Origin of the sequence: Kosakonia sp. CCTCC M2018092 (genome assembly GCF_003864115.1) — a bacterium.
In the GTDB taxonomy this organism is placed as follows: domain Bacteria; phylum Pseudomonadota; class Gammaproteobacteria; order Enterobacterales; family Enterobacteriaceae; genus Kosakonia; species Kosakonia cowanii.
Genome location: NZ_CP034225.1, coordinates 3,894,468 through 3,920,659, shown reverse-complemented (window position 1 = coordinate 3,920,659; position 26,192 = coordinate 3,894,468). Strand labels below are relative to the sequence as shown.

The following is a 26,192-nucleotide window of genomic DNA, read 5'->3' as shown; positions in this document are numbered from 1 at the left end:
GAAAAAGGAACAACCCAGCGCATGAAAGCCGCGGCGAAGATGGTGAAAGCGAAACGCCAGGAAGAGCAGGCCAACTTTATAAGTTGGCGTTTTGCGTTGCTTTGCGGCTGTATTTTATTGGCGCTCGGCTTTCTGATTGGCCGCGTCGCGTATCTGCAAATCATCAACCCCGATATGCTGGTGCGCCAGGGCGATATGCGCTCGCTGCGCGTGCAGGAAGTGGCGACGTCGCGCGGGATGATCACCGACCGCTCCGGGCGTCCGCTGGCGGTCAGCGTGCCGGTAAAAGCGATCTGGGCCGATCCGAAAGAGCTGCATGACGCGGGCGGCGTAACGCTGGATAACCGCTGGAAAGCGCTCTCCGATGCGCTCAACATGCCGCTCGATCAGCTGGCCTCGCGCATCAACGTTAACCCGAAGATGCGCTTTATCTATCTTGCCCGTCAGGTCAATCCGGATCTTGGGGACTACATCAAAAAACTCAAGCTTCCCGGCATTCATCTGCGCGAAGAGTCGCGCCGCTACTACCCGTCCGGGGAAGTGACCGCTCACCTGATCGGCTTTACCAACGTCGATAGTCAGGGGATTGAAGGGGTCGAAAAAAGCTTTGATAAGTGGCTTACCGGCCAGCCGGGCGAGCGCATCGTGCGTAAAGATCGCTATGGCCGCGTGATTGAGGATATCTCCTCGACCGACAGCCAGGCGGCGCACAATCTCGCGCTGAGCATTGACGAACGTCTGCAGGCGCTGGTTTACCGTGAGCTGAACAACGCCGTGGCATTTAACAAAGCCGAGTCCGGCAGCGCCGTGCTGGTGGATGTCAACACTGGCGAAGTGCTGGCGATGGCGAACAGCCCCTCCTATAACCCGAACAACTTCTCCGGCACTGCCAAAGATGCCATGCGTAACCGCGCTATCACAGACGTTTTCGAACCGGGTTCAACGGTGAAACCGATGGTGGTAATGACCGCACTGCAACGCGGCGTGGTTAACCCGAATACGGTGCTTAACACCGTGCCTTACCGAATTAACGGTCACGAAATCAAAGACGTGGCGCGCTATAGCGAATTGACCCTCACCGGGGTGCTGCAGAAGTCGAGTAACGTTGGCGTATCCAAGCTGGCGTTAGCGATGCCCTCCTCAGCGTTAGTAGATACTTACTCACGTTTTGGACTGGGAAAAACGACCAATTTGGGGATGGTCGGGGAACGCAGTGGCTTATTTCCTCAAAAACAACGGTGGTCTGACATAGAGAGGGCCACCTTCTCTTTCGGCTACGGGCTAATGGTAACGCCGTTACAGTTAGCGCGAGTCTACGCAACCATTGGCAGCTACGGCATCTATCGCCCGCTGTCGATTACCAAAGTCGACCCGCCCGTACCGGGTGAGCGCGTCTTCAACGAATCCATTGTCCGCACCGTGGTGCATATGATGGAGAGCGTGGCGTTGCCGGGCGGCGGCGGGGTAAAAGCGGCCATCAAGGGCTATCGCATCGCGATCAAAACCGGTACGGCGAAAAAAGTCGGGCCGGATGGGCGCTACATCAACAAATACATTGCATACACTGCGGGCGTCGCGCCTGCCAGCCGGCCGCGCTTTGCGCTGGTGGTGGTCATTAACGATCCGCAAGCGGGCAAATACTACGGTGGCGCGGTCTCTGCGCCGGTCTTCGGTGCCATCATGGGCGGCGTACTGCGCACCATGAACATCGAGCCGGATGCGCTGACCACGGGCGAAAAAAGTGAGTTTGTAATTAATCAAGGCGAGGGATCAGGTGGCAGATCGTAATTTGCGCGACCTTCTCGCTCCGTGGGTACCGATGCTACCTGCGCGAGCACTACGAGAGATGACACTCGACAGCCGTGTGGCTGCGTCGGGCGATCTCTTCGTGGCGGTGGTCGGTCATCAGGCGGACGGGCGTCGTTATATCCCGCAGGCGATTGCGCAAGGTGTTGCTGCCATTATTGCTGAAGCGAAAGGCGAGGCAAATGACGGTGAAATTCGTGAAATGCACGGTGTACCGGTGGTTTACTTAAGCCAGCTGAACGAGCGCCTCTCTGCGCTGGCGGGCCGTTTCTACGGCGAGCCGTCAGACCAGCTACGCCTGATCGGCGTCACCGGTACCAACGGTAAAACCACCACCACGCAGCTGTTAGCGCAGTGGAGCCAGCTGCTGGGTGAAACCAGCGCGGTGATGGGTACGGTCGGCAACGGCCTGCTTGGTAAAGTGGTGCCGACGGAAAACACCACCGGTTCCGCGGTTGATGTCCAGCATGTGATTGCCGGTCTCGCGGGGCAGGGCGCTACTGTAGCCGCAATGGAGGTCTCCTCCCACGGTTTAGTCCAGCATCGCGTGGCGGCGCTGAAATTCGCCGCCTCGGTGTTCACCAATTTAAGCCGCGATCACCTCGATTATCACGGCGATATGACCCATTACGAAGCCGCCAAATGGCTGCTCTTCTCCTCGCACCACTATGGTCAGGCGATCATCAACGCCGATGACGAAGTGGGCCGCCGCTGGCTGGCAAACCTGCCGGATGCGGTTGCGGTGTCGATGGAAGGTCATATCAACCCGGATTGCCACGGGCGCTGGCTGAAAACTCTGAGCGTCGATTACCACGACAGCGGGGCGACCATTCGCTTTGACTCCAGCTGGGGCGAAGGCGAAATCGAAAGCCGCCTGATGGGCGCGTTTAACGTCAGCAATCTGCTGCTGGCGCTGGCAACCCTGCTGGTGCTCGGCTATCCCCTCAGCGATCTGCTGAAAACCGCCTCCCGCCTGCAACCCGTTTGCGGACGGATGGAAGTGTTTAGCGCGCCGGGCAAACCGACGGTGGTAGTGGATTATGCCCATACGCCGGATGCGCTGGAAAAAGCGCTGCAGGCCGCGCGCCTGCACTGCACAGGAAAACTGTGGTGCGTCTTTGGCTGCGGCGGCGATCGTGACAAGGGCAAACGTCCGCTGATGGGCGCGATTGCCGAAGAGTTTGCCGATGTGCCGGTCGTCACCGATGACAACCCGCGCACCGAAGAGCCGCGCGCCATCATTAATGACATCCTCGCCGGTATGCTCGACGCCGGTCGCGCGCATGTCGTCGAGGGCCGCGCCGAAGCGGTGACCAACGCCATTATGCAGGCTAAAGAGAATGATGTGGTGCTGCTGGCAGGTAAAGGCCATGAAGATTATCAGATTGTCGGCACCCACCGTCTCGATTACTCAGACCGTGTCACCGCCGCGCGTCTGCTGGGGGTAGTAGCATGATTAGCGTAACGCTCAGCCAGCTTGCCGGCACGCTGCACGGTGAACTTTTGGGTCAGGACGTCACGATTGACGCCGTGACCAGCGATACCCGCAAACTGACGCCGGGCTGCCTGTTTGTGGCGCTGAAAGGCGAACGTTTCGACGCCCACGATTTTGCCGATCAAGCCAAAGCGGGCGGCGCGGGCGCGCTGCTGGTGAGCCGCAAACTGGATACCGATCTGCCACAGCTGGTGGTGGGCGATACCCGCCAGGCCTTTGGCGAACTGGCGGCATGGGTGCGTCAGCAGGTGCCTACGCGCGTCGTTGCGCTGACCGGCTCCTCCGGTAAAACCTCAGTGAAAGAGATGACCGCCGCCATTCTTGGCGAGTGCGGCAACACCCTCTACACCGCGGGCAACCTGAACAATGATATCGGCGTGCCGATGACTCTGCTGCGTCTGACCAAAGAGCATCAGTACGCGGTGATTGAACTGGGTGCTAACCACCAGGGTGAAATCGCCTGGACCGTTAGCCTGACCCGCCCGGAAGCGGCGCTGGTCAACAACCTGGCCGCTGCGCATCTGGAAGGGTTCGGATCGCTGGCGGGCGTGGCGAAGGCGAAAGGTGAAATCTACACCGGCCTGCCGGCCAACGGCATCGCCATTCTCAATGCCGATAACAATGACTGGCTGAACTGGCAGAGCATTATCGGCGATCGCAAAGTGTGGCGCTTCTCGCCCAACGCGGCGAACAGTGATTTTACCGCCACCAATGTGCATATCACCTCGCACGGTACCGAGTTCACGCTGCAAACGCCGACCGGCAATGCCGAGGTAATTTTACCCCTGCCGGGACGTCACAACATTGCTAACGCGCTGGCAGCAACCGCGCTGGCGATGGCGGTGGGCGCATCTCTCGATGCGGTAAAACAGGGCCTGGCGAAGCTGAAAGCTGTGCCGGGGCGTCTTTTCCCGGTGCGCCTCGGTGAAAACCAGCTGCTGCTGGACGATACCTATAACGCTAACGTCGGGTCGATGACCGCCGCAGCGCACGTGCTGGCAGAGATGCCCGGCTACCGCGTGATGGTGGTGGGCGATATGGCGGAGCTGGGCGACGAGAGCGAAGCCTGCCACGTTCAGGTCGGCGAAGCGGCGAAAGCCGTCGGTATCGACAAGGTGCTGAGCGTCGGCACATTAAGTAAAGCGCTCAGCGACGCCAGCGGCGTTGGCGAGCATTTCAACGATAAAGCTGCGGCCACGGCGCGTTTAAAAGCGCTGATTGCCGAGCACCCAATGATTACCATTTTAGTGAAAGGTTCACGTAGCTCCGCCATGGAAGAGGTGGTACGCGACTTACAGGAGAACGGGACATGTTAGTTTGGCTGGCCGAGCATTTGGTCAAATATTATTCCGGCTTTAACGTCTTTTCCTATCTGACGTTTCGCGCCATTGTCAGCCTGCTGACCGCGCTCTTCATCTCCTTATGGATGGGGCCGCGCATGATCGCCCGCTTGCAGAAACTCTCTTTTGGCCAGGTTGTGCGTAACGACGGCCCGGAATCGCACTTCAGTAAACGCGGTACGCCGACGATGGGCGGGATCATGATCCTCACCGCAATTGTTGTCTCCGTGCTGCTGTGGGCTTACCCCTCCAACCCTTACGTCTGGTGCGTACTGGTGGTGCTGGTGGGCTACGGCATCATCGGCTTTGTCGATGATTACCGCAAAGTGGTGCGCAAAGATACTAAGGGGCTTATCGCCCGCTGGAAGTACTTCTGGATGTCGGTGATTGCGCTGGGCGTCGCGTTTGCGCTCTACCTTGCCGGAAAAGATACTCCCGCCACCGAACTGGTTGTGCCGTTCTTTAAAGATGTGATGCCGCAGCTCGGTCTGTTCTATGTGCTGCTCGCTTACTTTGTGATTGTCGGCACCGGTAACGCCGTCAACCTGACGGATGGCCTTGATGGGCTGGCGATTATGCCAACCGTCTTTGTCGCAGGCGGTTTCGCACTGGTGGCCTGGGCGACCGGTAACATGAACTTCGCCAACTACCTGCACATCCCTTATTTGCGTCACGCGGGTGAGCTGGTGATCGTCTGTACGGCGATTGTCGGTGCCGGGCTCGGTTTCCTGTGGTTTAACACCTATCCGGCGCAGGTCTTTATGGGCGATGTCGGATCGCTGGCGCTCGGCGGCGCGCTCGGCATTATCGCCGTGCTGCTGCGCCAGGAGTTCCTGCTGGTGATTATGGGCGGCGTCTTTGTGGTGGAAACGCTGTCGGTGATTTTGCAGGTTGGCTCGTTCAAACTGCGCGGCCAGCGCATTTTCCGTATGGCGCCGATTCACCACCACTATGAATTGAAGGGCTGGCCGGAGCCGCGCGTGATTGTGCGCTTCTGGATTATTTCGCTGATGCTGGTGCTGATTGGCCTGGCAACGCTGAAGGTACGTTAATCATGGCAGATTACCAGGGTAAAAAAGTCGTCATTATCGGTTTAGGCCTGACGGGCCTTTCCTGCGTGGACTTTTTCCTCGCGCGCGGCGTCACGCCTAAGGTGATGGATACCCGCACGTCGCCGCCGGGGCTGGATAAGCTGCCGGAAACGGTCGAGCGCCATCTTGGTAGTCTTAACGATAACTGGTTGCAGAGCGCCGATCTGATTGTCGCCAGCCCCGGTATGGCGCTGGCGCATCCGTCGCTCAGTGCGGCAGCGGACGCGGGCGTTGAGATTGTCGGCGATATCGAGCTCTTCTGCCGTGAAGCGCAGGCACCGATCATCGCCATTACCGGTTCGAACGGCAAAAGCACCGTCACCAAACTGGTCGGTGAGATGGCGGAAGCGGCCGGTAAAAACGTTGGCGTCGGCGGTAATATTGGCCTGCCAGCGCTAATGCTGCTGGACGACGCGCGCGAGCTTTATGTGCTGGAGCTCTCCAGCTTCCAACTGGAAACCACCTCCAGCCTGCACGCCGTGGCGGCAACCATTCTCAACGTTACTGAAGATCATATGGATCGCTATCCGTTTGGCCTGCAGCAGTACCGCGCCGCCAAACTGCGTATCTATGAAAACGCCAAAGTGTGCGTGGTCAATGCCGATGACGCTCTGACCATGCCGGTTCGCGGTGCCGATGAGCGCTGCGTCAGCTTTGGCGTTGACGTTGGTGACTATCACCTCAACCGCCAGCAGGGCGAAATCTGGCTGCGGGTAAAAGGTGAGAAGGTGCTGAACGTCAAAGAGATGAAACTGAGCGGCCAGCACAACTACACCAACGCGCTGGCGGCGCTGGCGCTGGCGGATGCGGCAGGTTTACCGCGCGCCAGCAGCCTGAAAGCGCTGACCACTTTTGGCGGGCTGGCGCACCGCTTCCAGCTGGCGTTTGAGCATAACGGCGTGCGCTGGATCAACGACTCGAAAGCGACCAACGTCGGCAGCACCGAAGCGGCGCTTAATGGCCTGCAGGTGGAGGGTACGCTGCATCTGCTGCTGGGCGGCGACGGCAAATCGGCGGACTTCACGCCGCTGAAGCGCTATCTCGGCGGCGATCGTATTCGTCTTTACTGCTTCGGGCGCGATGGCGCTGAGCTGGCTGCGCTGCGCCCGGATGTAGCTGAGCAGACCGAAACTATGGATCAGGCGATGCGCTTAATTGCCGCGCGTGTGCAGCCAGGGGATATGGTGCTGTTGTCGCCGGCCTGTGCCAGCCTCGATCAGTTTAAGAATTTCGAACAACGGGGCGACCAGTTCACCCGTCTGGCGCAGGAGTTAGGCTAATGCGTTTAACGCTTCCCCGCCCGAGAATGCCGCGTCTGCCAGGTTATGGGATCCTGGCGTGGCTGTTTGCGGCATTGAAAGGCTGGGTCATGGGCTCGCGACAGAAAGATACCGACAGCCTGGTGATGTACGACCGCACGCTGCTGTGGTTGACGCTGGGCCTGGCGGCGATCGGCTTCATTATGGTGACCTCGGCGTCAATGCCGGTCGGTCAGCGTTTGACGGACGATCCCTTCTTCTTCGCCAAACGCCATGGGCTTTATCTGTTCCTGTCGTTCTGTATGGCGATGATCACGCTGCGTCTGCCGATGGAGTTCTGGCAGAAGTACAGCTCGGTGATGCTGATCGCGGCGATCATTATGCTGTTAGTGGTGCTGGTGGTGGGGAGTTCGATCAACGGTGCATCGCGCTGGATTGACCTTGGCATCATGCGCTTCCAGCCGGCGGAGTTCACCAAGCTGTCGCTCTTCTGCTACCTGGCGAACTACCTGGTGCGCAAAGTGGACGAGGTACGTAATAACCTGCGCGGCTTCTTAAAACCGATGGGTGTGATCCTCGTGCTGGCGGTGCTGCTGCTGGCGCAGCCTGACCTCGGTACGGTGGTGGTGCTGTTTATTACTACGCTGGCGATGCTGTTCCTCGCGGGTGCGAAGCTGTGGCAGTTCATCGCCATTATCGGCATGGGTATCTCGGCAGTGGTGCTGCTGATCCTCGCTGAACCCTATCGTATTCGCCGCGTAACCTCCTTCTGGAACCCGTGGGAAGATCCGTTTGGCAGCGGATATCAGTTAACCCAGTCGCTGATGGCGTTTGGCCGCGGCGAGCTGTGGGGGCAGGGGCTCGGCAACTCGGTGCAGAAGCTGGAGTATCTGCCGGAAGCGCATACCGACTTTATCTTCTCCATCATCGGCGAAGAACTCGGTTATATCGGTGTGGTAGCCGCACTTTTAATGGTATTCTTCGTCGCTTTCCGCGCCATGTCCATTGGCAGAAAAGCGCTGGAGATTGACCACCGCTTCTCCGGTTTCCTTGCCTGCTCCATAGGTATCTGGTTTAGCTTCCAGGCGCTGGTTAACGTCGGTGCGGCAGCCGGTATGCTGCCGACCAAAGGCTTAACCCTGCCGCTGATCAGTTACGGCGGCTCCAGTTTATTGATTATGTCGACGGCGATTACGCTGTTGCTACGGATAGATTATGAAACGCGTCTGAAGAAAGCTCAGGCGTTTACACGAGGTGTGTGATGAGTGGTCAACCTAAGCGGTTAATGGTGATGGCAGGCGGAACCGGCGGGCATGTTTTCCCCGGTCTCGCTGTGGCGCACCATTTGATGGATCAGGGCTGGCAAGTACGCTGGCTCGGAACCGCCGATCGTATGGAGGCTGACCTGGTGCCGAAACATGGCATTGATATCGACTTCATCCGCATCTCTGGCCTGCGCGGCAAAGGGCTGAAAGCGCTGCTGCTCGCGCCGGTGCGTATCTTTAATGCCTGGCGTCAGGCGCGCGACATTATGAAGCGCTTCAAGCCGGACGTGGTGCTGGGCATGGGCGGGTATGTTTCCGGCCCTGGCGGTCTTGCCGCCTGGTCGCTCGGTATTCCGGTTGTCCTGCATGAGCAGAACGGTATTGCCGGTTTGACCAACAAGTGGCTGGCGAAGATCGCCACCAAAGTGATGCAGGCGTTTCCCGGCGCATTTCCGAAAGCGGAAGTGGTGGGGAACCCGGTGCGCGTCGATGTGCTGGCGCTGCCCCTGCCGCAGATGCGCCTGCCGGGCCGCGAAGGACCCATTCGCGTGCTGGTAGTTGGCGGCTCGCAGGGTGCACGCGTGCTGAACCAGACCATGCCGCAGGTGGCGGCTAAACTGGGCGCGGCGATCACCATCTGGCATCAGAGCGGGAAAGGCGCGCAGCAGGATGTCGAGCAGGCATATGCCACTGCGGGTCAGGCGCAGCATAAAGTTACTGAATTTATTGACGATATGGCTAAAGCCTATGCGTGGGCGGATGTGGTCGTTTGCCGCTCCGGCGCGCTGACGGTAAGCGAAATCGCCGCTGCCGGTCTGCCAGCGCTGTTTGTGCCGTTTCAGCACAAAGACAGACAGCAGTACTGGAATGCCCTGCCGCTGGAGAAAGTGGGCGCGGCGAAGATCCTTGAACAGCCGCAGTTTACCGTTGATGCCGTGGCAGCAACGCTTGCGGGCTGGGATCGTGAAGCATTAAGAGAGATGGCGGAACGCGCTCGCGCGGCAGCCATCCCCGACGCCACCGAGCGGGTGGCGCATGAAGTGAGCCTTGTGGCTCAAGGTTAAATCGTGGCGACGCCTGTTTGCGTCGCGCCAATTTTTTTAGAAGTTGATGGCGTTTAGAAAATGAATACACAAGAACTTGCGAAACTGCGTTTAATCGTGCCCGAGATGCGTCGCGTCCGGCACATTCACTTCGTTGGCATCGGCGGTGCTGGCATGGGCGGTATTGCCGAAGTGCTGGCCAACGAAGGCTACCAGATTAGCGGTTCTGATTTAGCGCCAAACCCGGTGACGCAGCAGCTGACGTCCCTTGGCGCCACCATCTACTTCAACCATCGCCCGGAAAATGTGCTCGATGCGAGCGTTGTTGTGGTCTCCAGCGCCATCTCTGCCGATAACCCAGAGATTGTTGCCGCGCAGGAAGCACGTATCCCGGTGATCCGCCGCGCAGAGATGCTGGCTGAATTAATGCGTTTTCGTCACGGCATCGCTATCGCCGGGACGCACGGAAAGACGACCACCACCGCCATGGTCTCCAGTATCTACGCAGAAGCGGGTCTGGATCCGACCTTCGTTAACGGCGGGCTGGTAAAAGCGGCCGGGGTGCATGCGCGCCTCGGTCATAGCCGCTATCTGATTGCCGAAGCGGATGAGAGCGATGCCTCCTTCCTGCACCTGCAACCGATGGTGGCGATTGTGACCAATATCGAAGCCGACCATATGGATACGTACCAGGGTGACTTCGAGAATTTGAAAACGACCTTTATCAACTTCCTGCACAACCTGCCGTTTTATGGGCGTGCGGTGATGTGTGTTGATGACCCGGTGATTCGCGAGCTGCTGCCGCGCGTTGGTCGTCAAATTACCACCTATGGATTTAGCGACGACGCCGATGTGCGCGTTGAAGAGTACCGCCAGCAGGGGCCGCAGGGCCACTTTACGCTGGTGCGCCAGGATAAACCGGCGCTGCGCGTAACGCTCAATGCGCCGGGTCGCCATAATGCGCTTAACGCCGCAGCGGCGGTGGCCGTGGCGACGGAAGAGGGGATTGACGACGAAGCGATTCTGCGCGCGCTGGAGAGCTTCCAGGGCACCGGCCGCCGCTTTGATTTCCTCGGCGAGTTTCCGCTGGAAGCGGTGAATGGCAACAGCGGCAGCGCGATGCTGGTTGATGATTACGGTCACCATCCAACGGAAGTGGACGCCACGATTAAAGCCGCGCGCGCCGGCTGGCCGGATAAAAATCTGGTGATGATTTTCCAGCCTCACCGCTATACGCGTACCCGCGATCTCTATGACGATTTCGCCAACGTGCTGACGCAGGTGGATAAGCTGCTGATGCTGGAAGTTTATGCCGCGGGCGAAACGGCGATCCCGGGTGCTGACAGCCGTTCGCTGTGCCGCACGATCCGCGGTCGCGGCAAGATCGACCCGATCCTGGTCTCCGATCCGGATCAGGTGGCAGCGATGCTGGCCCCGGTGCTGACCGGTAACGATCTGATCCTGATTCAGGGCGCGGGCAATATCGGTAAGATCGCCCGTAGCCTCGCGCAGTGCAAACTGGTTCCGCAGAGCGAGGAGGTGCAGCGTGGCTGAGAAAGTTGCCGTTCTGCTGGGTGGCACCTCCGCCGAGCGCGATGTGTCGCTTAATTCAGGCGCGGCTGTGCTTGCCGGGCTGCGTGAAGGTGGTGTTGACGCCCATGCCATCGATCCGCGCGAGGTTGATGTAACCCGCCTGAAAGAGATGGGCTTCAGTAAAGCGTTTATCGCCCTGCATGGCCGCGGCGGTGAAGATGGCACGTTGCAGGGTCTGCTGGAGCTGACCGGCGTTCCTTACACCGGCAGCGGGGTGATGGCCTCTGCGATTTCAATGGATAAACTGCGCAGCAAACTGCTGTGGCAGGGCGCGGGTTTACCAGTCGCGCCGTGGGTTGCGCTGACGCGCAGCGAGTTTGAATCAGGCCTGCAAGTGTCTGATATTCAAAGTATTGAAGCGTTGGGCTTACCCCTGATCGTTAAGCCAAGCCGTGAAGGCTCAAGCGTCGGGATGTCAAAGGTCAACGAAAGTAGCGATCTGCAGGCGGCTTTAGCGCTTGCTTTTCAACACGATGATGAAGTTCTGATCGAAAAATGGCTCAGTGGCCCGGAATTTACCGTCGCGTTGCTTGGAAATGAAAATTTACCGTCGATTCGCATTCAACCGGCGGGAATCTTCTATGATTATGAGGCGAAGTATCTCTCTGATGAGACGCAGTATTTCTGCCCATCAGGTCTGGAAGCAGAGCGGGAAGCGGCTTTACAGGCGCTGATCGCCAAAGCGTGGCAGGTTTTAGGCTGCCGCGGCTGGGGGCGAATTGATGCCATGCTCGACAGCGATGGTCAATTTTACTTGCTGGAAGCGAATACCTCGCCGGGTATGACCAGCCATAGCCTGGTGCCGATGGCGGCGCGTCAGGCGGGGCTGAGCTTTACCCAGCTTGTTGTTCGTATTCTGGAACTGGCGGAGTGATATGTCTCAGGCTGCGCTGAACACGCGAAATCGCGAAGCGGAGGCGGTAACGACCTCCCGCCGCAACAATGGAACGCGCCTTGCCGGCATTGTGTTCCTGTTGACGGTACTGTGCACCGTGTTGGTGAGTGGCTGGATCGTGCTCGGCTGGATGGATGACGCACAGCGGTTACCGCTGTCGAAGCTGGTCTTAACCGGCGATCGTCACTACACGCGCAATGATGATATTCGCCAGTCCATTCTGGCGCTTGGCGCACCCGGGACCTTTATGTCTCAGGACGTCAATATCATTCAGAGCCAGATTGAGCGCCTGCCGTGGATCAAGCAGGCGAGCGTAAGAAAGCAGTGGCCGGACGAATTGAAGATTCATCTGGTTGAATATGTGCCCATAGCGCGGTGGAATGACCAGCATATGGTTGATGCGGACGGCAACGCCTTTAGCGTACCGGCGGAACGCACCAGCAAGCAGATATTGCCGATGCTGTATGGCCCGGAAGGCAGCGAAAACGAAGTGCTGCAGGGATACCGCGATATGGGACAGGTGCTGGCAAAGGATAAGTTCACGCTGAAAGAAGCGGCGATGACCGCGCGGCGCTCCTGGCAGGTGACGCTGAGCAATGATATTAAGCTCAACCTGGGCCGTGGCGATACGATGAAACGTCTGGCGCGCTTTGTTGAACTCTACCCGGTGCTGCAGCAGCAGGCCCAGACGGATGGCAAAGAGATAAGCTACGTGGATTTGCGCTATGACTCAGGCGCGGCGGTAGGCTGGAAGCCTGCCCCTGTACAGGAACAAGCGGATCAGCAGCAAAATCAGGCACAACAGAATCAGGCACAGGCAGAGCAACAATGATCAAGGCGACGGACAGAAAACTGGTAGTTGGACTGGAGATTGGCACCGCGAAGGTCGCCGCTTTAGTAGGGGAAGTTCTGCCCGACGGTATTGTTAATATCATTGGCGTAGGCAGTTGCCCATCCCGTGGGATGGACAAAGGCGGGGTGAACGATCTGGAGTCGGTGGTGAAGTGCGTACAGCGCGCCATCGATCAGGCCGAACTGATGGCCGATTGCCAGATCTCCTCGGTCTACCTTGCGCTCTCGGGGAAACACATTAGTTGCCAGAACGAAATTGGTATGGTGCCGATTTCAGAAGAAGAAGTGACGCTGGAAGATGTGGAAAACGTGGTGCATACCGCGAAATCAGTCCGCGTACGCGATGAACACCGCGTGTTGCACGTGATTCCGCAGGAGTACGCCATTGACTACCAGGAGGGCATTAAAAACCCGGTAGGCCTTTCCGGCGTGCGTATGCAGGCGAAAGTACACCTGATTACTTGCCATAACGATATGGCGAAAAACATCGTTAAAGCCGTTGAACGATGTGGTTTGAAAGTTGACCAACTTATCTTTGCCGGGCTGGCCTCCAGCTATTCGGTGTTGACGGAAGATGAACGCGAACTGGGCGTCTGCGTCGTTGACATCGGCGGTGGTACAATGGACATGGCCGTTTATACCGGTGGCGCGCTGCGCCACACCAAAGTGATCCCTTACGCGGGGAATGTGGTAACCAGCGATATCGCCTATGCCTTCGGTACACCGCCGAGCGATGCGGAAGCGATTAAAGTTCGCCACGGTTGCGCGCTGGGATCGCTGGTCGGTAAAGATGAGAGCGTGGAAGTACCGAGCGTGGGCGGTCGACCGCCGCGCAGCCTGCAGCGCCAGACGCTGGCAGATGTGATTGAGCCGCGCTATACCGAGCTGCTCAACCTGGTCAACGACGAGATATTGCAGTTGCAGGAGCAGCTTCGCCAGCAGGGTGTGAAACATCATCTTGCGGCAGGGATTGTATTAACCGGCGGCGCGGCGCAGATTGAAGGTCTGGCGGCCTGCGCGCAACGTGTGTTCCATACGCAGGTGCGTATTGGTGCACCGCTCAATATTACTGGCTTAACTGATTACGCCCAGGAGCCGTATTACTCTACGGCGGTTGGGTTGCTGCACTACGGGAAAGAGACCCATTTAAGTGGTGAAGCGGAAGTGGAAAAGCGGACGTCAGTCGGTTCGTGGTTCAAACGAATCAACAGCTGGCTGCGAAAAGAGTTTTAATTTTTTTCAGAGACCGTAGAAAATTAGCGGTTTCAGGCGACAGGCACATACGCCAATCCTGATAAGCGGCCCACGGGCTGCCAGGTGGATGAGGCGTAAAGACGGAGAGAGATTATGTTTGAACCAATGGAATTAACCAACGACGCGGTGATTAAAGTCATCGGCGTCGGTGGCGGCGGCGGTAATGCCGTAGAGCATATGGTGCGCGAGCGCATCGAAGGGGTTGAGTTCTTCGCGGTGAATACCGACGCTCAGGCGTTGCGTAAGACGGCGGTAGGGCAAACCATTCAGATCGGTGGCGGTATTACCAAAGGTCTGGGCGCAGGGGCTAACCCTGAAGTCGGTCGTAATGCGGCTGAAGAAGATCGTGAAGCGCTGCGCGCTGCGCTGGAAGGCGCTGACATGGTCTTTATCGCAGCGGGCATGGGTGGCGGTACCGGTACCGGTGCGGCGCCTGTGGTAGCTGAAGTTGCTAAAGACTTAGGCATTCTGACCGTTGCGGTGGTGACTAAGCCGTTCAACTTTGAAGGCAAGAAGCGCATGGCCTTTGCAGAGCAGGGTATTACCGAGCTCTCAAAACATGTCGATTCCCTGATCACTATCCCGAACGACAAGCTGCTGAAAGTGCTGGGTCGCGGTATCTCTCTGCTTGACGCGTTTGGCGCGGCAAACGACGTGCTGAAAGGCGCGGTGCAGGGTATCGCCGAGCTGATTACCCGTCCGGGTCTGATGAACGTCGACTTCGCCGACGTGCGCACCGTGATGTCCGAAATGGGCTACGCAATGATGGGCTCCGGCGTGGCAAGCGGTGAAGATCGTGCGGAAGAAGCGGCAGAAATGGCGATCTCCAGCCCGCTGCTGGAAGATATCGATCTTTCTGGCGCGCGTGGTGTGCTGGTTAACATCACCGCGGGCTTCGACCTGCGTCTGGATGAGTTCGAGACCGTCGGTAACACCATTCGTGCGTTCGCTTCTGATAACGCGACGGTGGTTATCGGTACCTCTCTCGACCCGGATATGAACGACGAACTGCGTGTGACCGTTGTTGCCACCGGTATCGGTATGGACAAGCGTCCTGAGATTACTCTGGTAACTAACAAACAGGCGCAGCAGCCGGTTATGGATCGCTATCAGCAGCACGGCATGCAGCCGATGCAGCAGGAGCAGAAGCCGGCGAAAGTGGTTAACGACAATATGCCGCAGACCACCAAAGAGCCCGATTATCTGGATATTCCGGCGTTTCTGCGTAAGCAGGCGGACTAAGAATTTACTGGAAGTTGGGCATGTTCGCTCTTTGTGCTAAACTGGCCCACCCATTGTGTTATACAATTTGGTTGGATTGGTAATAAGGCGAGATTATACGATGATCAAACAAAGGACTCTTAAACGTATCGTTCAGGCGACTGGTGTCGGTTTACATACCGGCAAGAAAGTCACACTGACGTTGCGCCCTGCGCCGGCAAATACCGGGGTCATCTATCGTCGCACTGACTTAAATCCACCGGTAGACTTTCCGGCTGATGCTAAATCTGTGCGTGATACTATGCTCTGTACTTGTCTGGTCAACGAGCATGACGTGCGGATTTCCACCGTCGAGCACTTAAATGCGGCTCTGGCGGGGCTGGGTATCGACAACATTATTGTCGAAGTCGATGCACCGGAAATTCCAATTATGGATGGCAGTGCAGCACCGTTCGTATACCTGTTGCTTGACGCAGGGGTCGAAGAGCTGAACAGTGCCAAGAAATTCGTTCGCATCAAAGAGACGGTGCGCGTTGAAGATGGCGATAAGTGGGCCGAGTTCAAACCGCATAATGGTTTTACGCTCGATTTCACCATCGACTTCAACCACCCGGCGATTGATGCAAGCACGCAACGCTACGCGATGAACTTCTCTGCCGACGCATTTATGCGCCAGATTAGCCGCGCGCGTACCTTCGGTTTCATGCGTGATATCGAATACCTTCAGTCCCGCGGCCTGTGCCTGGGCGGAAGCTTCGATTGTGCCATCGTAGTTGACGATTATCGCGTACTGAACGAAGACGGCCTGCGTTTCGAAGATGAATTCGTGCGCCACAAAATGCTCGATGCAATCGGCGACCTCTTTATGTGTGGTCACAACATTATCGGTGCGTTTACCGCTTATAAATCCGGTCATGCGCTGAACAACAAACTTCTGCAGGCTGTCCTGGCAAAACAGGAAGCCTGGGAATATGTGACCTTCGAAGACGAAGCTGAACTGCCGCTGGCATTTAAAGCACCTTCAATGGTTCTGGCATAACGCCATAACCTAAACAATCGACTGGTTAACCTGGCACTCTCTCCGGTCAGGGGAACCAGTCGTTTTTCTTTTTGCGCGCCGCAAAACCCTCTCTTTACGACTAATCTTTCCGGAAATCTTTTCAACGCTACGATCCTGCGTTTGATTGCTGCTTTCCTCGCCAGTTTTCACGCGCGTCAGGCCTGTTTCCTGCTGTGTGGCGGCGGCATTAGTGATAAGATTTGGGCGCAATCGACTTTCATAGACGCAACATCATGGACGCGTCTTTTTTGGTGGAGCAAGTGAGCGGAATACTGACGCGTTGGCGACAATTTGGCAGACGCTATTTCTGGCCGCATCTCTTATTAGGGATGGTCGCGGCGAGTTTTGGCTTGCCTGCGCTTGCCAGTAATACCGAAACCCATGCCACGCGCGAAACGACGCGCAATCACGCTTCGGCGACCACGGCCAATTTTACCAGCCTTGCGCTGCTGGAAGCGAAACGCCGCCCGAACTTCACCGTCGATTACTGGCATCAGCACGCCATCCGCACCGTTATTCGTCATCTTTCGTTCGCCATGGCGCCGCAAACGCTGGCCGCCGCAACGGAAGAGCCTTTGCCGATTCAGGCACACCATCTTGCCCTGCTCGATACGCTAAGCGCGCTGCTTAACGTCGAAAGCAAGCCGCCGGCGATCGTACGCCTTGCGGATCGCCTCTCTTTTACACCATTCGCAACGTTCAGTGTCTCGAACTGGATTAGCCAGGCGCAGGGTATCCGCGCAGGCCCATACTCCCTCAGCTAAAAAAAGCCCTATTCATCCATTTTTTCGCTTCGCTGAGCGGAGTATCAGAGATTTTTTATCATGCTAAATTTGTTAACAAAAGTATTCGGTAGCCGCAACGATCGTACGCTGCGTCGTATGCGTAAAACCGTCAACCAGATCAATGCCATGGAACCGGCCCTTGAGAAGCTCAGCGATGATGAGCTGAAAGGGAAGACGGTAGAGTTCCGCGCGCGTCTTGAGAAGGGCGAAAGCGTGGACTCCCTGTTGCCAGAAGCTTTCGCGGTGGTACGCGAAGCCAGTAAACGCGTCTTCGGCATGCGCCACTTTGATGTGCAGCTGCTTGGCGGCATGGTGCTGAACGATCGCTGCATCGCCGAGATGCGCACCGGTGAAGGTAAAACCCTGACCGCAACCCTGCCGGCCTACCTCAACGCGCTGAGCGGCAAAGGCGTGCACGTGGTTACCGTCAACGACTATCTGGCGCAGCGTGATGCCGAAAACAACCGTCCGCTGTTTGAATTCCTCGGCCTGACCGTCGGCATCAACCTGCCGGGCATGCCGTCTGTCGCAAAACGCGAAGCTTACGCCGCCGATATCACCTACGGCACCAACAACGAATATGGCTTCGACTACCTGCGCGACAACATGGCTTTCAGCCCGGAAGAGCGCGTTCAGCGTAAGCTGCACTATGCGCTGGTGGATGAGGTGGACTCCATCCTGATCGATGAAGCGCGTACGCCGCTTATCATCTCCGGTCCGGCGGAAGATAGCTCCGATCTCTACAAAAAAGTGAACAAAATCATTCCTCACCTGGTGCGCCAGGAGAAAGAGGATTCTGACACTTTCCAGGGCGAAGGCCACTTCTCTGTCGACGAGAAAGCGCGTCAGGTTACCCTGACCGAGCGCGGTCTGGTACTGATTGAAGAGCTGCTGGTGAAAGAGGGCATCATGGAGGAGGGTGAGTCGCTTTACTCCCCGACCAACATTATGCTGATGCATCACGTTACCGCCGCGCTGCGTGCCCATGTGCTCTTTACCCGCGATGTTGATTACATCGTGAAAGAGGGCGAAGTGATCATCGTTGATGAGCACACCGGTCGTACGATGCAGGGCCGCCGCTGGTCCGATGGCCTGCACCAGGCCGTTGAGGCCAAAGAAGGCGTTGAGATCCAGAACGAAAACCAGACGCTGGCTTCCATCACCTTCCAGAACTACTTCCGTCTGTATGAAAAACTGGCCGGTATGACCGGTACCGCAGATACCGAAGCGTTTGAATTCAGCTCCATCTACAAACTCGATACCGTGGTTGTGCCGACCAACCGCCCGATGATCCGTAAAGATATGGCGGATCTGGTCTATATGACCGAAGCGGAAAAAATCCAGGCGATCATCGAAGATATCAAAGAGCGTACTGCCAACGGTCAGCCGGTGCTGGTTGGTACCATCTCGATTGAAAAATCAGAAGTGGTGTCGAATGAGTTAACCAAAGCGGGCATCAAACATAACGTACTGAACGCCAAATTCCACGCCAAAGAAGCCGATATCGTGGCACAGGCCGGTTATCCGGGCGCGGTCACTATTGCCACCAACATGGCGGGCCGTGGTACCGATATCGTGCTGGGCGGCAGCTGGCAGTCTGAGCTGGCCGAGCTTGTCGATCCGACGCCTGAACAGGTTGCAGAGCTGAAAGCCGAGTGGCAGAAACGTCATGACGCGGTGCTGGCGTCAGGCGGTCTGCACATTATTGGTACCGAGCGCCATGAATCGCGCCGTATCGATAACCAGCTGCGCGGCCGTTCCGGTCGTCAGGGCGATGCGGGCTCTTCCCGTTTCTACCTCTCGATGGAAGATGCGCTGATGCGTATTTTCGCCTCCGATCGCGTCTCCGGCATGATGCGCAAGCTTGGCATGAAGCCGGGTGAAGCGATTGAGCACCCGTGGGTGACAAAAGCGATTGCTAACGCGCAGCGTAAAGTGGAAAGCCGCAACTTCGATATCCGTAAGCAACTGCTGGAATATGATGATGTGGCGAACGATCAGCGTCGCGCAATCTACACTCAGCGTAACGAACTGCTGGATGTGACCGATGTGAGCGAAACCATCAACAGCATTCGTGAAGATGTCTTCAAAGCGACCATCGACGGGCACATTCCGCCGCAGTCTCTGGAAGAGATGTGGGATATTCCTGGCCTGCAGGAGCGTCTGAAAAATGATTTCGACCTCGACCTGCCGATCGCAGAGTGGCTGGATAAAGAGCCTAACCTGCATGAAGAGACGCTGCGTGAGCGTATTCTGCAGAGCGCGGTAGAGACCTACCAGCGTAAAGAGGAAGTGGTCGGCGCGGAGATGATGCGTCACTTCGAGAAAGGCGTCATGCTGCAAACTCTCGACTCCCTGTGGAAAGAGCACCTGGCGGCGATGGATTATCTGCGTCAGGGGATCCATCTGCGCGGCTACGCGCAAAAAGATCCGAAGCAGGAGTACAAGCGTGAATCCTTCGCCATGTTCGCCGCGATGCTGGAGTCACTGAAGTATGAAGTGATCAGCACTCTGAGCAAGGTGCAGGTGCGCATGCCGGAAGAGGTGGAAGCGATGGAGCAGCAGCGCCGCGAAGAGGCCGAGCGTCTGGCACAGATGCAGCAGCTAAGCCATCAGGACGATGAAGCCGCTGCTGCCGCCGCACTTGCCGATCAATCTGGCGAGCGCAAAGTCGGCCGGAACGATCCTTGCCCGTGCGGTTCCGGTAAAAAATATAAACAGTGCCATGGCCGTCTCGCATAATCGCTAATTAACAGATAAAAAGGCGCAGAGATCTGCGCCTTTTTTATGGAGTCAGCAGCATGAAGATACTCAATATTGCCGTCGGTATTATTCGTAATCCGCAGGGCGAAATCTTTATTACCCGGCGCGCGGCCGATGCGCATATGGCAAACATGCGCGAGTTTCCCGGCGGCAAAATCGAAGCGGGTGAAACGCCTGAGCAGGCGATGATCCGTGAGCTGCAGGAAGAGGTGGGCATCACCACGCAAAGCGCCACGCTGTTCGATAAGCTGGAGTATGAATTTCCCGACCGCCATATCACGCTCTGGTTCTGGCTGGTGGATAAATGGCAGGGCGAACCGTGGGGGAAAGAGGGGCAGCCAGGCGAGTGGATTGCGCAGAGCGCGCTGAAAGTAGAAGATTTTCCCCCGGCTAACGAACCAGTTATTACAAAACTGATTGCGCTGAGCAAGACCCGCTGACCTTCAGCCAGCGGGCAGCCCGGGATTACTGTTGCTCTTCGCTCCATTCATCGCTGTCTGAGAGATCGCCCGAGCTTGGGATGCGTTTCTCTTCCGCCGCCCATTCGCCGAGGTCAATCAGCTGGCAGCGTTTGCAGCAAAAAGGGCGATACGGGCTGGCTTCGCCCCATACCACAGGTTTGCCGCAGGTCGGGCAATTCACAATTGTCTTATCAGTCATCAGAGTTCCTTAACAGCAGGCTAATTCAAAATCGAGCCGCTCCGGCACCGTGCCGTGTTCGCTGTCGAGGGGCATAAAACGAATGGCAAAACGGCTTTTATGGCCGGAGATTTGCGGGTAAAGCCGCGCCTCGAGCGGCAGTTGCAGACGCAGCAGATCGGCATCATCACCGTTATCCTGGTAGAAACCGTTCAGGCTGGTCTGGCGACGATACGGGGCGGCGTTGCGGATCAGATCGAGGATTAATGTCAGGGTAGCGCGCAGCGGTTCCAGGCTCTCCAGCCAGTAGTTGACCTGCGCATCGCGCTGCTCCTGCGGTAAGTGTAACCACATATGCAGAGTCGGCAGATCGAAGCTACAGCAGCCGCCGGGAATGCTTAAGCGCTGGCGTACCAGCGCAATCAGCCGATCCTCACGTAACATCTGACCAATACGCGGCGCATTCATCAGCACGGCACCGCTCCCTTTCAGCTGTTGGCGGATCTCTTCAATACGTCTGGGATCGACGCCCGGCACTTCGCTCCAGGCTTGCAGCTTACGTTGCTGGCGCTCCAACTCTTTCAACAATTCAGTACGGGTATCACCGCGCTCGAACACATCCAGCAGATCGCCCACGTTACGGAAGAAGTGCAGCGCGCCAGCGTGGTCGCTGACGGGCAAATGTACGGAGAGTTGTTGCAGTAAGAACTCGACGCGCAGCCAGGTGCGCATTTTTTCATTCAGCGGATGTTCAAAAAGGATGTGGGTGTGCATTACGGTTTTTCCTGTGATACGGCCTGCGCGGCGAGAGCGAGATAGTGCGCATGCAGGCGGGCAACATCCGATGCGATTGCATCTGGTGCGCCATTATTGTCAATGACATCATCCGCGACGGCAAGCCGCGCATCGCGCGTAGCCTGCGCGGCGAGGATCTGTTCAGCATGTTCGCGGGTCACGCCGTCACGGCGCATGGTGCGTAAAATTTGCGTCTCAACCGGAACGTCAATGACTAATACCCGATCGGCTTTGTGGTACAGCTGGTTCTCCACCAGCAGCGGAACGACCCACAGCACATAAGGTGATGTCGCCCGGGCCATCTGACGCTCGGTCTCTTGCTGAATAAGCGGGTGCAGCAAGCCGTTGAGCCAGCGCTTATCAACGTCAGAGGCAAAAATATGTTCGCGCAGTAAGCGACGGTTGAGTGAGCCGTCCGCGAGGATCATTTCATCGCCGAATTTTTCGGCAATCGCGCGTAGCGCAGGGGTGCCAGGCTCGACGACCTGGCGGGCAATAACGTCTGCATCGATAACGTTAACGCCCTGTTTGGCGAACGCGTCCGCCACGGTACTTTTACCGCTGCCAATACCGCCCGTTAACGCGACCTTATACTTCATAACGCTCAATCCTGTAAGGGGCTGCCAGACTCATTCTCTGCTGTTATTTTCGCCACTCATCACAACGAAACCGCAGCAGACTTAGCGTGAAAAAAAGCAAAGCCACTCTTTTTTTATTTATAGGAATCAGTAATTTGAAAATCAATCAGACAATAAAGAAATCAATTAACTGAAACTGGCATATTCACCAGGTAAATTTATAGGATTGTAGCGTAAAAAAAGAGATTTTCGCAGTCTTGCGCGGCCCTTATTAGTGCGTATGATAGCGTCACTGGAGTTGTGAGTTTGTCTTAGCGCCATTAACCCCAGGAATCCCTACATGCGTATCGAAGAAGATTTGAAGTTAGGTTTCAAAGACGTTCTTATCCGCCCTAAACGTTCCACTCTTAAAAGCCGTTCCGATGTTGAACTGGAGCGCGAATTCACTTTCAAGCACTCAGGAATGCGCTGGTCTGGCGTACCGGTTATCGCTGCCAATATGGATACCGTAGGGACATTCGCCATGGCGAAAGCGCTGGCCTCGTTCGATATTCTGACTGCCGTACACAAGCACTACTCCGTTGAAGAGTGGCGAGCATTTGTGCAGGCGCAGGCCGACTCTGTGCTGCGCCACGTAATGGTTTCAACCGGCACATCCGATGCCGATTTCGAAAAAACCAAACAGATCCTCGCGCTGCATCCGTCCCTCAATTTTGTCTGCATCGACGTTGCTAACGGCTACTCCGAACACTTCGTGCAGTTTTTGGCTAAGGCCCGTGAAGCCTGGCCGGACAAAACGATCTGCGCGGGCAACGTCGTAACCGGCGAAATGTGCGAAGAGCTGATCCTCTCCGGTGCCGATATCGTCAAAGTGGGCATTGGCCCTGGCTCTGTCTGCACGACGCGCGTGAAAACCGGCGTCGGTTACCCGCAGCTCTCGGCGGTGATTGAGTGTGCCGATGCGGCGCACGGCCTCGGCGGCCAGATCGTCAGCGACGGCGGTTGCACCGTGCCGGGCGATGTTGCCAAAGCCTTTGGCGGCGGCGCAGACTTCGTGATGCTCGGCGGTATGCTGGCAGGGCATGAAGAGAGCGGCGGCACGCTGATGGAAGAGAATGGCGAGAAGTTTATGCTCTTCTACGGCATGAGCTCTGAGTCGGCGATGAACCGTCACGTTGGTGGCGTGGCAGGCTACCGTGCCGCTGAAGGTAAAACCGTCAAGCTTCCGCTGCGTGGCCCGGTTGAGAACACCGCGCGCGATATCCTCGGTGGTTTACGTTCCGCCTGCACTTACGTCGGTGCCTCTCGTCTGAAAGAGCTGACCAAACGCACCACCTTTATTCGCGTTCAGGAGCAGGAAAACCGCGTTTTCAACAGCCTGTAAATGGCTTGCGGTAAACGCGGCTTAACGCGTTGTACCGCCATCAGCCCGTACCGCCCATCGCATCGCCAAGATGAAAGATGGGCAGGTACATCGCCACCACCAGCACACCAATGATTATCCCTGTCACCACCAGCATCAGCGGCTCCAGCACCGCCGCCAGCCCGTCGGCCTGATGCTGCGTCTGCTCACTGTGATACTGCGCCAGATTATCCAGCATGCTGTCGAGTGCGCCTGACAGTTCCCCGGTTCGCACCAGCTGTATGCAGAGCGGTGGAAACTCGCCGCTCGCTTTTAACGCGGCAAATATCGGTGCACCCTCGGTTATCTCCTGCTGCGCGCGCACTAACAGATCCCGCCAGTAGGGGCAGACCACCGTTTCGGTCACGCTCTCCAGCCCCTGTAAAAAGGCGATACCGGCACGCTGGGTCAGCGACAAGACGGTAAAGATCTGGCTCAGGCGCTGCCCGCGCACCAGCGGCCCGATGACCGGGCTGGCAAGCAGCAACCGCTGACAGGCACGAAGCCAGTTATCGTTATTACGTAGCCGTAGCAGCAGCACGCCTGCCAGCACGCTAAGCAGCATCAAAGGCAGCGCGCACTGTTTGACTATCTCCGCTCCCGCAATCACCCCGCGCGTTAATGCTGGCAGCGGCGTATTGAAGGTCTGGTAGATGGCGGCGAACTCCGGCAGCACCAGGTAGATCATCGCCAGCACCACCGCCGCAGTCAGCGACAGAATAATCAGCGGGTAGCGCAGCGCCTTTTTCACCTTCAGCTTCAGTTCATGCTGCGCTTTTTGCTGCGCAGCGAGCCTGAAGCAGCACTCGTCCAGCTTGCCGGTCAGTTCACCGGTGCGGATCATCGCCTGCCAGAGCGGGGGAAATACCTCCGGCCACTGACGCAGCGCCGCAGAGAAGGTTTCCCCTTCTTCGAGTGCCGCTGACAGGCTGTGCAGCAGTGCCTGCCACTGCCTGGACGGATGCTGCTCCGCCATCAGCTGTAGTCCTTCCGGCAGTGTCAGCCCGGCCTGAAGCAGGGTGGCAAGCTGGTTGAGCAGCGGCGTACTCTGCTCAGGGCTCCACAGACGCGCACGCACCGGTCGACGTTTCAGCGTCAGCGGATGGCATTGTTGCTGTAGCAGGCACAATACCGCCGCCGCGCGGCTTTCACTCCAGAGCAGCCCCGCTTGCAGTTCACCGCTATCATCCAGCCCCGACCATTGCCAGAGTTGCCTACTCGCCATGCGGGTAACCCAGTATCCGCACCAGCTCCTCAAAGGTCGTCAGCCCCTGTTCAACCGCCTGGCAGCCATGGTGAAAGAGCGTTGTCATGCCCCCTTCACGCGCGCACTGCTCAATCTCGTTCACGCTCATGCCGCTGGCAATCGCCTGGCGGATCGGCGGTGTGATGTTGAGGATCTCAAATAGCGCAACCCGGCCGTAGAAACCGTGATAACAGGCTTCACATCCCTGAGCGCGCCAGCGTGGCAGCGGGCGTGACCAGACGTTATCCGGCAGATGAATGCTCTCCGTTGCCAGTTTGCGGCAGTGGGGGCAGAGCTTACGCACCAGCCGCTGGGCAACCACCAGCGATAATGCCGAAGAGATCATCCAGCGCGCCACGCCCATCTGCTCAATCCGCACCAGCGTTTCGCTGGTGGAGTTTGTATGCAGCGTCGACAGCACCAGGTGACCCGTCTGCGCAGCCTTGATGGCAATCTCGGCGGTTTCACCATCGCGGATCTCGCCGACCATAATGACGTCGGGATCCTGGCGCAGCAGGGCACGTAGCACGCTCTGAAAAGTGAGCCCGGCGCGCGGTGCTATCTGGGTTTGGTTCAGCCCGGCAAGCGGGATCTCCACCGGATCTTCCACGCTGCAAAGATTAACCTCCGGTTTATTGCGCGCCTGCAACGCGCTGTAGAGCGTGACGGTTTTTCCGCTGCCCGTGGGACCGGTCACCAGCAGTAAACCTTGCGGCTGCGCCAGCGCGGCATTGAACTGTGCCAGCTGCGCGTCAGTCATGCCGAGCGCGGGCAGTGCCAGCGCCTGGTTTACCTGGTGCAGCAGCCGCAGCACCACTTTCTCGCCGTGACGGCAGGGCAGTGTGGCAATACGAAATGACACCGGCTGATCGGCGAGGGTGACGGTAAACTGCCCATCCTGCGGCAGTCGCCGCTCGGCGATATCCAGATTGCCCATCACTTTTAACCGGGCGGTCAGAGTATCGGAGAGAGTACAGGGCAGGGGCGACAGCGGATGGAGCACGCCATCCACTCGCAGGCGGATTGCGTAGTGCGTCTCGCCCGGCTCGAAATGGATATCCGATGCGCGCAGCATCAGCGCCTGCTGCAGCGTATGGTTGATGATCTCAACCGCCGAGCCGCTCTCCTCGGTGAGTGCGACACTTGCCGCAGGTAGTAACTGCGCGGCAAGCTGTTGATGCTTTTCCATTTCATCCTGCGTCCAGCAGCGGATATCAACGCGCTGTTGAGCAACGAAACTGAGTGACTCCATGAGCTCCATGCTCGGGCTGCCTACAACCGCGATAACCAGTGCTTCATCATCTTTGCTCAGTAATGCCGCGTTATGGCGGCGGCACAGCGCCTCGAGTTTGTTCTCTTTCATCAGATATCCTTATCGACCGGTACGGAAAACGTCTTCGCACGCCTGCTGCAGCGCACTGTCTGCCTCGGTATTACAGCTGCGCGTCCACCCCTGAATGCCATTTGCGCTGCTCCATTGCGGTGTCATCACCACGCTCAAACCGTTAAGACTCTCCTGGCCGGTGAGCGAAACCACGCCTTTGGCAACGCTGAGCGCGGCGACATAACGCGTCGTCGTTGGAGCGGGGATGCCATTGCTGCTGGCATCGCAGCTATCGACGCCGCCGCGCTCCAGCGCGCAGAGCTCGACGGCGGTGCGGTAGGGAACAAAGGTTTGCAGCATGTCCGTTAGCGCCGCTTTGCGCAGGTAGTTTTGATAGGCGGGAATGCCGATGGCGCTCAGAATGGCGATGATGCCAATCACCACCATCAGCTCAATGAGGGTAAATCCGTGTTGTCTGTTCATAGA

Annotated in this window: 23 protein-coding genes; 17 read left to right on the top strand and 6 right to left on the bottom strand. The window is 57.5% G+C overall.

What is annotated here, in order from left to right; translation table 11 throughout:
* The first annotated feature begins 21 nt into the window (after positions 1–21).
* The 16 genes from EH164_RS18600 (at position 22) to mutT (ending at position 20,162) form a co-directional block, all read left to right on the top strand.
* The gene (locus tag EH164_RS18600; RefSeq protein ID WP_124969816.1) at positions 22–1,788 is read left to right on the top strand and encodes a peptidoglycan glycosyltransferase FtsI; all 1,767 of its coding nucleotides are present in this window, start codon (positions 22–24) and stop codon (positions 1,786–1,788) included.
* Positions 1,775–3,262, top strand: coding sequence for a UDP-N-acetylmuramoyl-L-alanyl-D-glutamate--2,6-diaminopimelate ligase (gene murE / locus EH164_RS18595; RefSeq protein ID WP_124969813.1), 1,488 nt, complete (start codon positions 1,775–1,777; stop codon positions 3,260–3,262). The genes EH164_RS18600 and murE overlap by 14 nt, the downstream gene beginning before the upstream one ends.
* A complete protein-coding gene (murF, locus tag EH164_RS18590; RefSeq protein WP_124969810.1) occupies positions 3,259–4,617 on the top strand; it encodes a UDP-N-acetylmuramoyl-tripeptide--D-alanyl-D-alanine ligase in 1,359 nt (452 codons plus the stop codon). The genes murE and murF overlap by 4 nt, the downstream gene beginning before the upstream one ends.
* On the top strand, positions 4,611–5,693 hold the full coding sequence (mraY, locus tag EH164_RS18585; RefSeq protein WP_023480302.1) for a phospho-N-acetylmuramoyl-pentapeptide-transferase: 1,083 nt from the start codon (positions 4,611–4,613) through the stop codon (positions 5,691–5,693). The genes murF and mraY overlap by 7 nt, the downstream gene beginning before the upstream one ends.
* A gap of 2 nt (positions 5,694–5,695) precedes the next feature.
* Positions 5,696–7,012 (top strand): UDP-N-acetylmuramoyl-L-alanine--D-glutamate ligase, encoded by a 1,317-nt coding sequence (gene murD / locus EH164_RS18580; protein ID WP_124969807.1) that lies wholly within the window; start codon positions 5,696–5,698, stop codon positions 7,010–7,012.
* Positions 7,012–8,253, top strand: a complete 1,242-nt coding sequence (gene ftsW, locus EH164_RS18575; protein ID WP_054802800.1) for a cell division protein FtsW — start codon at positions 7,012–7,014, stop codon at positions 8,251–8,253. The genes murD and ftsW overlap by 1 nt, the downstream gene beginning before the upstream one ends.
* Complete coding sequence (gene murG, locus EH164_RS18570; RefSeq protein ID WP_124969804.1) at positions 8,253–9,320, top strand: undecaprenyldiphospho-muramoylpentapeptide beta-N-acetylglucosaminyltransferase; 1,068 nt, start codon at positions 8,253–8,255, stop codon at positions 9,318–9,320. The genes ftsW and murG overlap by 1 nt, the downstream gene beginning before the upstream one ends.
* Positions 9,321–9,380: 60 nt before the next feature.
* Positions 9,381–10,853, top strand: a complete 1,473-nt coding sequence (gene murC / locus EH164_RS18565) for a UDP-N-acetylmuramate--L-alanine ligase (protein WP_042718388.1) — start codon at positions 9,381–9,383, stop codon at positions 10,851–10,853.
* Positions 10,846–11,766: a D-alanine--D-alanine ligase gene (locus EH164_RS18560; RefSeq protein WP_124969801.1), complete on the top strand. Its 921-nt coding sequence runs from the start codon at positions 10,846–10,848 to the stop codon at positions 11,764–11,766. The genes murC and EH164_RS18560 overlap by 8 nt, the downstream gene beginning before the upstream one ends.
* Before the next feature lies 1 nt (position 11,767).
* Positions 11,768–12,619, top strand: a complete 852-nt coding sequence (ftsQ, locus tag EH164_RS18555) for a cell division protein FtsQ (protein WP_042718391.1) — start codon at positions 11,768–11,770, stop codon at positions 12,617–12,619.
* Complete coding sequence (ftsA, locus tag EH164_RS18550; RefSeq protein WP_023480191.1) at positions 12,616–13,872, top strand: cell division protein FtsA; 1,257 nt, start codon at positions 12,616–12,618, stop codon at positions 13,870–13,872. Before ftsQ ends, ftsA begins: the two co-directional genes overlap by 4 nt.
* Before the next feature lie 114 nt (positions 13,873–13,986).
* Positions 13,987–15,135: a cell division protein FtsZ gene (gene ftsZ, locus EH164_RS18545; RefSeq protein ID WP_124969798.1), complete on the top strand. Its 1,149-nt coding sequence runs from the start codon at positions 13,987–13,989 to the stop codon at positions 15,133–15,135.
* Between the two features lie 100 nt (positions 15,136–15,235).
* Positions 15,236–16,153, top strand: coding sequence for a UDP-3-O-acyl-N-acetylglucosamine deacetylase (gene lpxC / locus EH164_RS18540; protein ID WP_023480366.1), 918 nt, complete (start codon positions 15,236–15,238; stop codon positions 16,151–16,153).
* Between the two features lie 281 nt (positions 16,154–16,434).
* On the top strand, positions 16,435–16,938 hold the full coding sequence (gene secM / locus EH164_RS18535; RefSeq protein WP_023480225.1) for a secA translation cis-regulator SecM: 504 nt from the start codon (positions 16,435–16,437) through the stop codon (positions 16,936–16,938).
* Positions 16,939–16,995: 57 nt separating this feature from the next.
* Entirely contained in the window at positions 16,996–19,701 is a 2,706-nt protein-coding gene (secA, locus tag EH164_RS18530; RefSeq protein ID WP_124969795.1) for a preprotein translocase subunit SecA, read from the top strand.
* Between the two features lie 59 nt (positions 19,702–19,760).
* Complete coding sequence (gene mutT, locus EH164_RS18525; protein WP_124969792.1) at positions 19,761–20,162, top strand: 8-oxo-dGTP diphosphatase MutT; 402 nt, start codon at positions 19,761–19,763, stop codon at positions 20,160–20,162.
* A gap of 25 nt (positions 20,163–20,187) precedes the next feature.
* On the opposite strand, the gene yacG is transcribed toward mutT, so the two are convergent.
* Genes yacG through coaE form a run of 3 tightly spaced genes read right to left on the bottom strand, consistent with a single transcriptional unit; the run spans position 20,188 to position 21,755 of the window.
* Positions 20,188–20,382: a DNA gyrase inhibitor YacG gene (gene yacG, locus EH164_RS18520; RefSeq protein WP_023480199.1), complete on the bottom strand. Its 195-nt coding sequence runs from the start codon at positions 20,380–20,382 to the stop codon at positions 20,188–20,190.
* Positions 20,383–20,391: 9 nt separating this feature from the next.
* On the bottom strand, positions 20,392–21,135 hold the full coding sequence (zapD, locus tag EH164_RS18515; protein WP_124969788.1) for a cell division protein ZapD: 744 nt from the start codon (positions 21,133–21,135) through the stop codon (positions 20,392–20,394).
* The gene (coaE, locus tag EH164_RS18510) at positions 21,135–21,755 is read right to left on the bottom strand and encodes a dephospho-CoA kinase (RefSeq protein WP_023480460.1); all 621 of its coding nucleotides are present in this window, start codon (positions 21,753–21,755) and stop codon (positions 21,135–21,137) included. Before coaE ends, zapD begins: the two co-directional genes overlap by 1 nt.
* A 319-nt stretch (positions 21,756–22,074) precedes the next feature.
* Here coaE and EH164_RS18505 point away from each other — a divergent pair, with 319 nt between their 5' ends.
* Entirely contained in the window at positions 22,075–23,118 is a 1,044-nt protein-coding gene (locus EH164_RS18505; protein WP_023480391.1) for a GMP reductase, read from the top strand.
* Positions 23,119–23,158: 40 nt separating this feature from the next.
* Here EH164_RS18505 and hofC read toward each other — a convergent pair whose 3' ends face one another.
* From hofC to ppdD, 3 genes are read right to left on the bottom strand one after another with little or no spacing between them, the layout of a single operon-like run.
* Positions 23,159–24,361, bottom strand: coding sequence for a protein transport protein HofC (gene hofC / locus EH164_RS18500; RefSeq protein ID WP_124969785.1), 1,203 nt, complete (start codon positions 24,359–24,361; stop codon positions 23,159–23,161).
* Positions 24,351–25,745 carry a type II secretion system protein GspE gene (gene gspE / locus EH164_RS18495; protein WP_124969783.1) on the bottom strand — a complete coding sequence of 465 codons (1,395 nt, stop codon included), beginning with the start codon at positions 25,743–25,745 and terminating at the stop codon, positions 24,351–24,353. Before gspE ends, hofC begins: the two co-directional genes overlap by 11 nt.
* Positions 25,746–25,754: 9 nt before the next feature.
* Positions 25,755–26,189 (bottom strand): prepilin peptidase-dependent pilin, encoded by a 435-nt coding sequence (gene ppdD, locus EH164_RS18490; RefSeq protein ID WP_023480358.1) that lies wholly within the window; start codon positions 26,187–26,189, stop codon positions 25,755–25,757.
* Between the last annotated feature and the right edge of the window lie 3 nt (positions 26,190–26,192).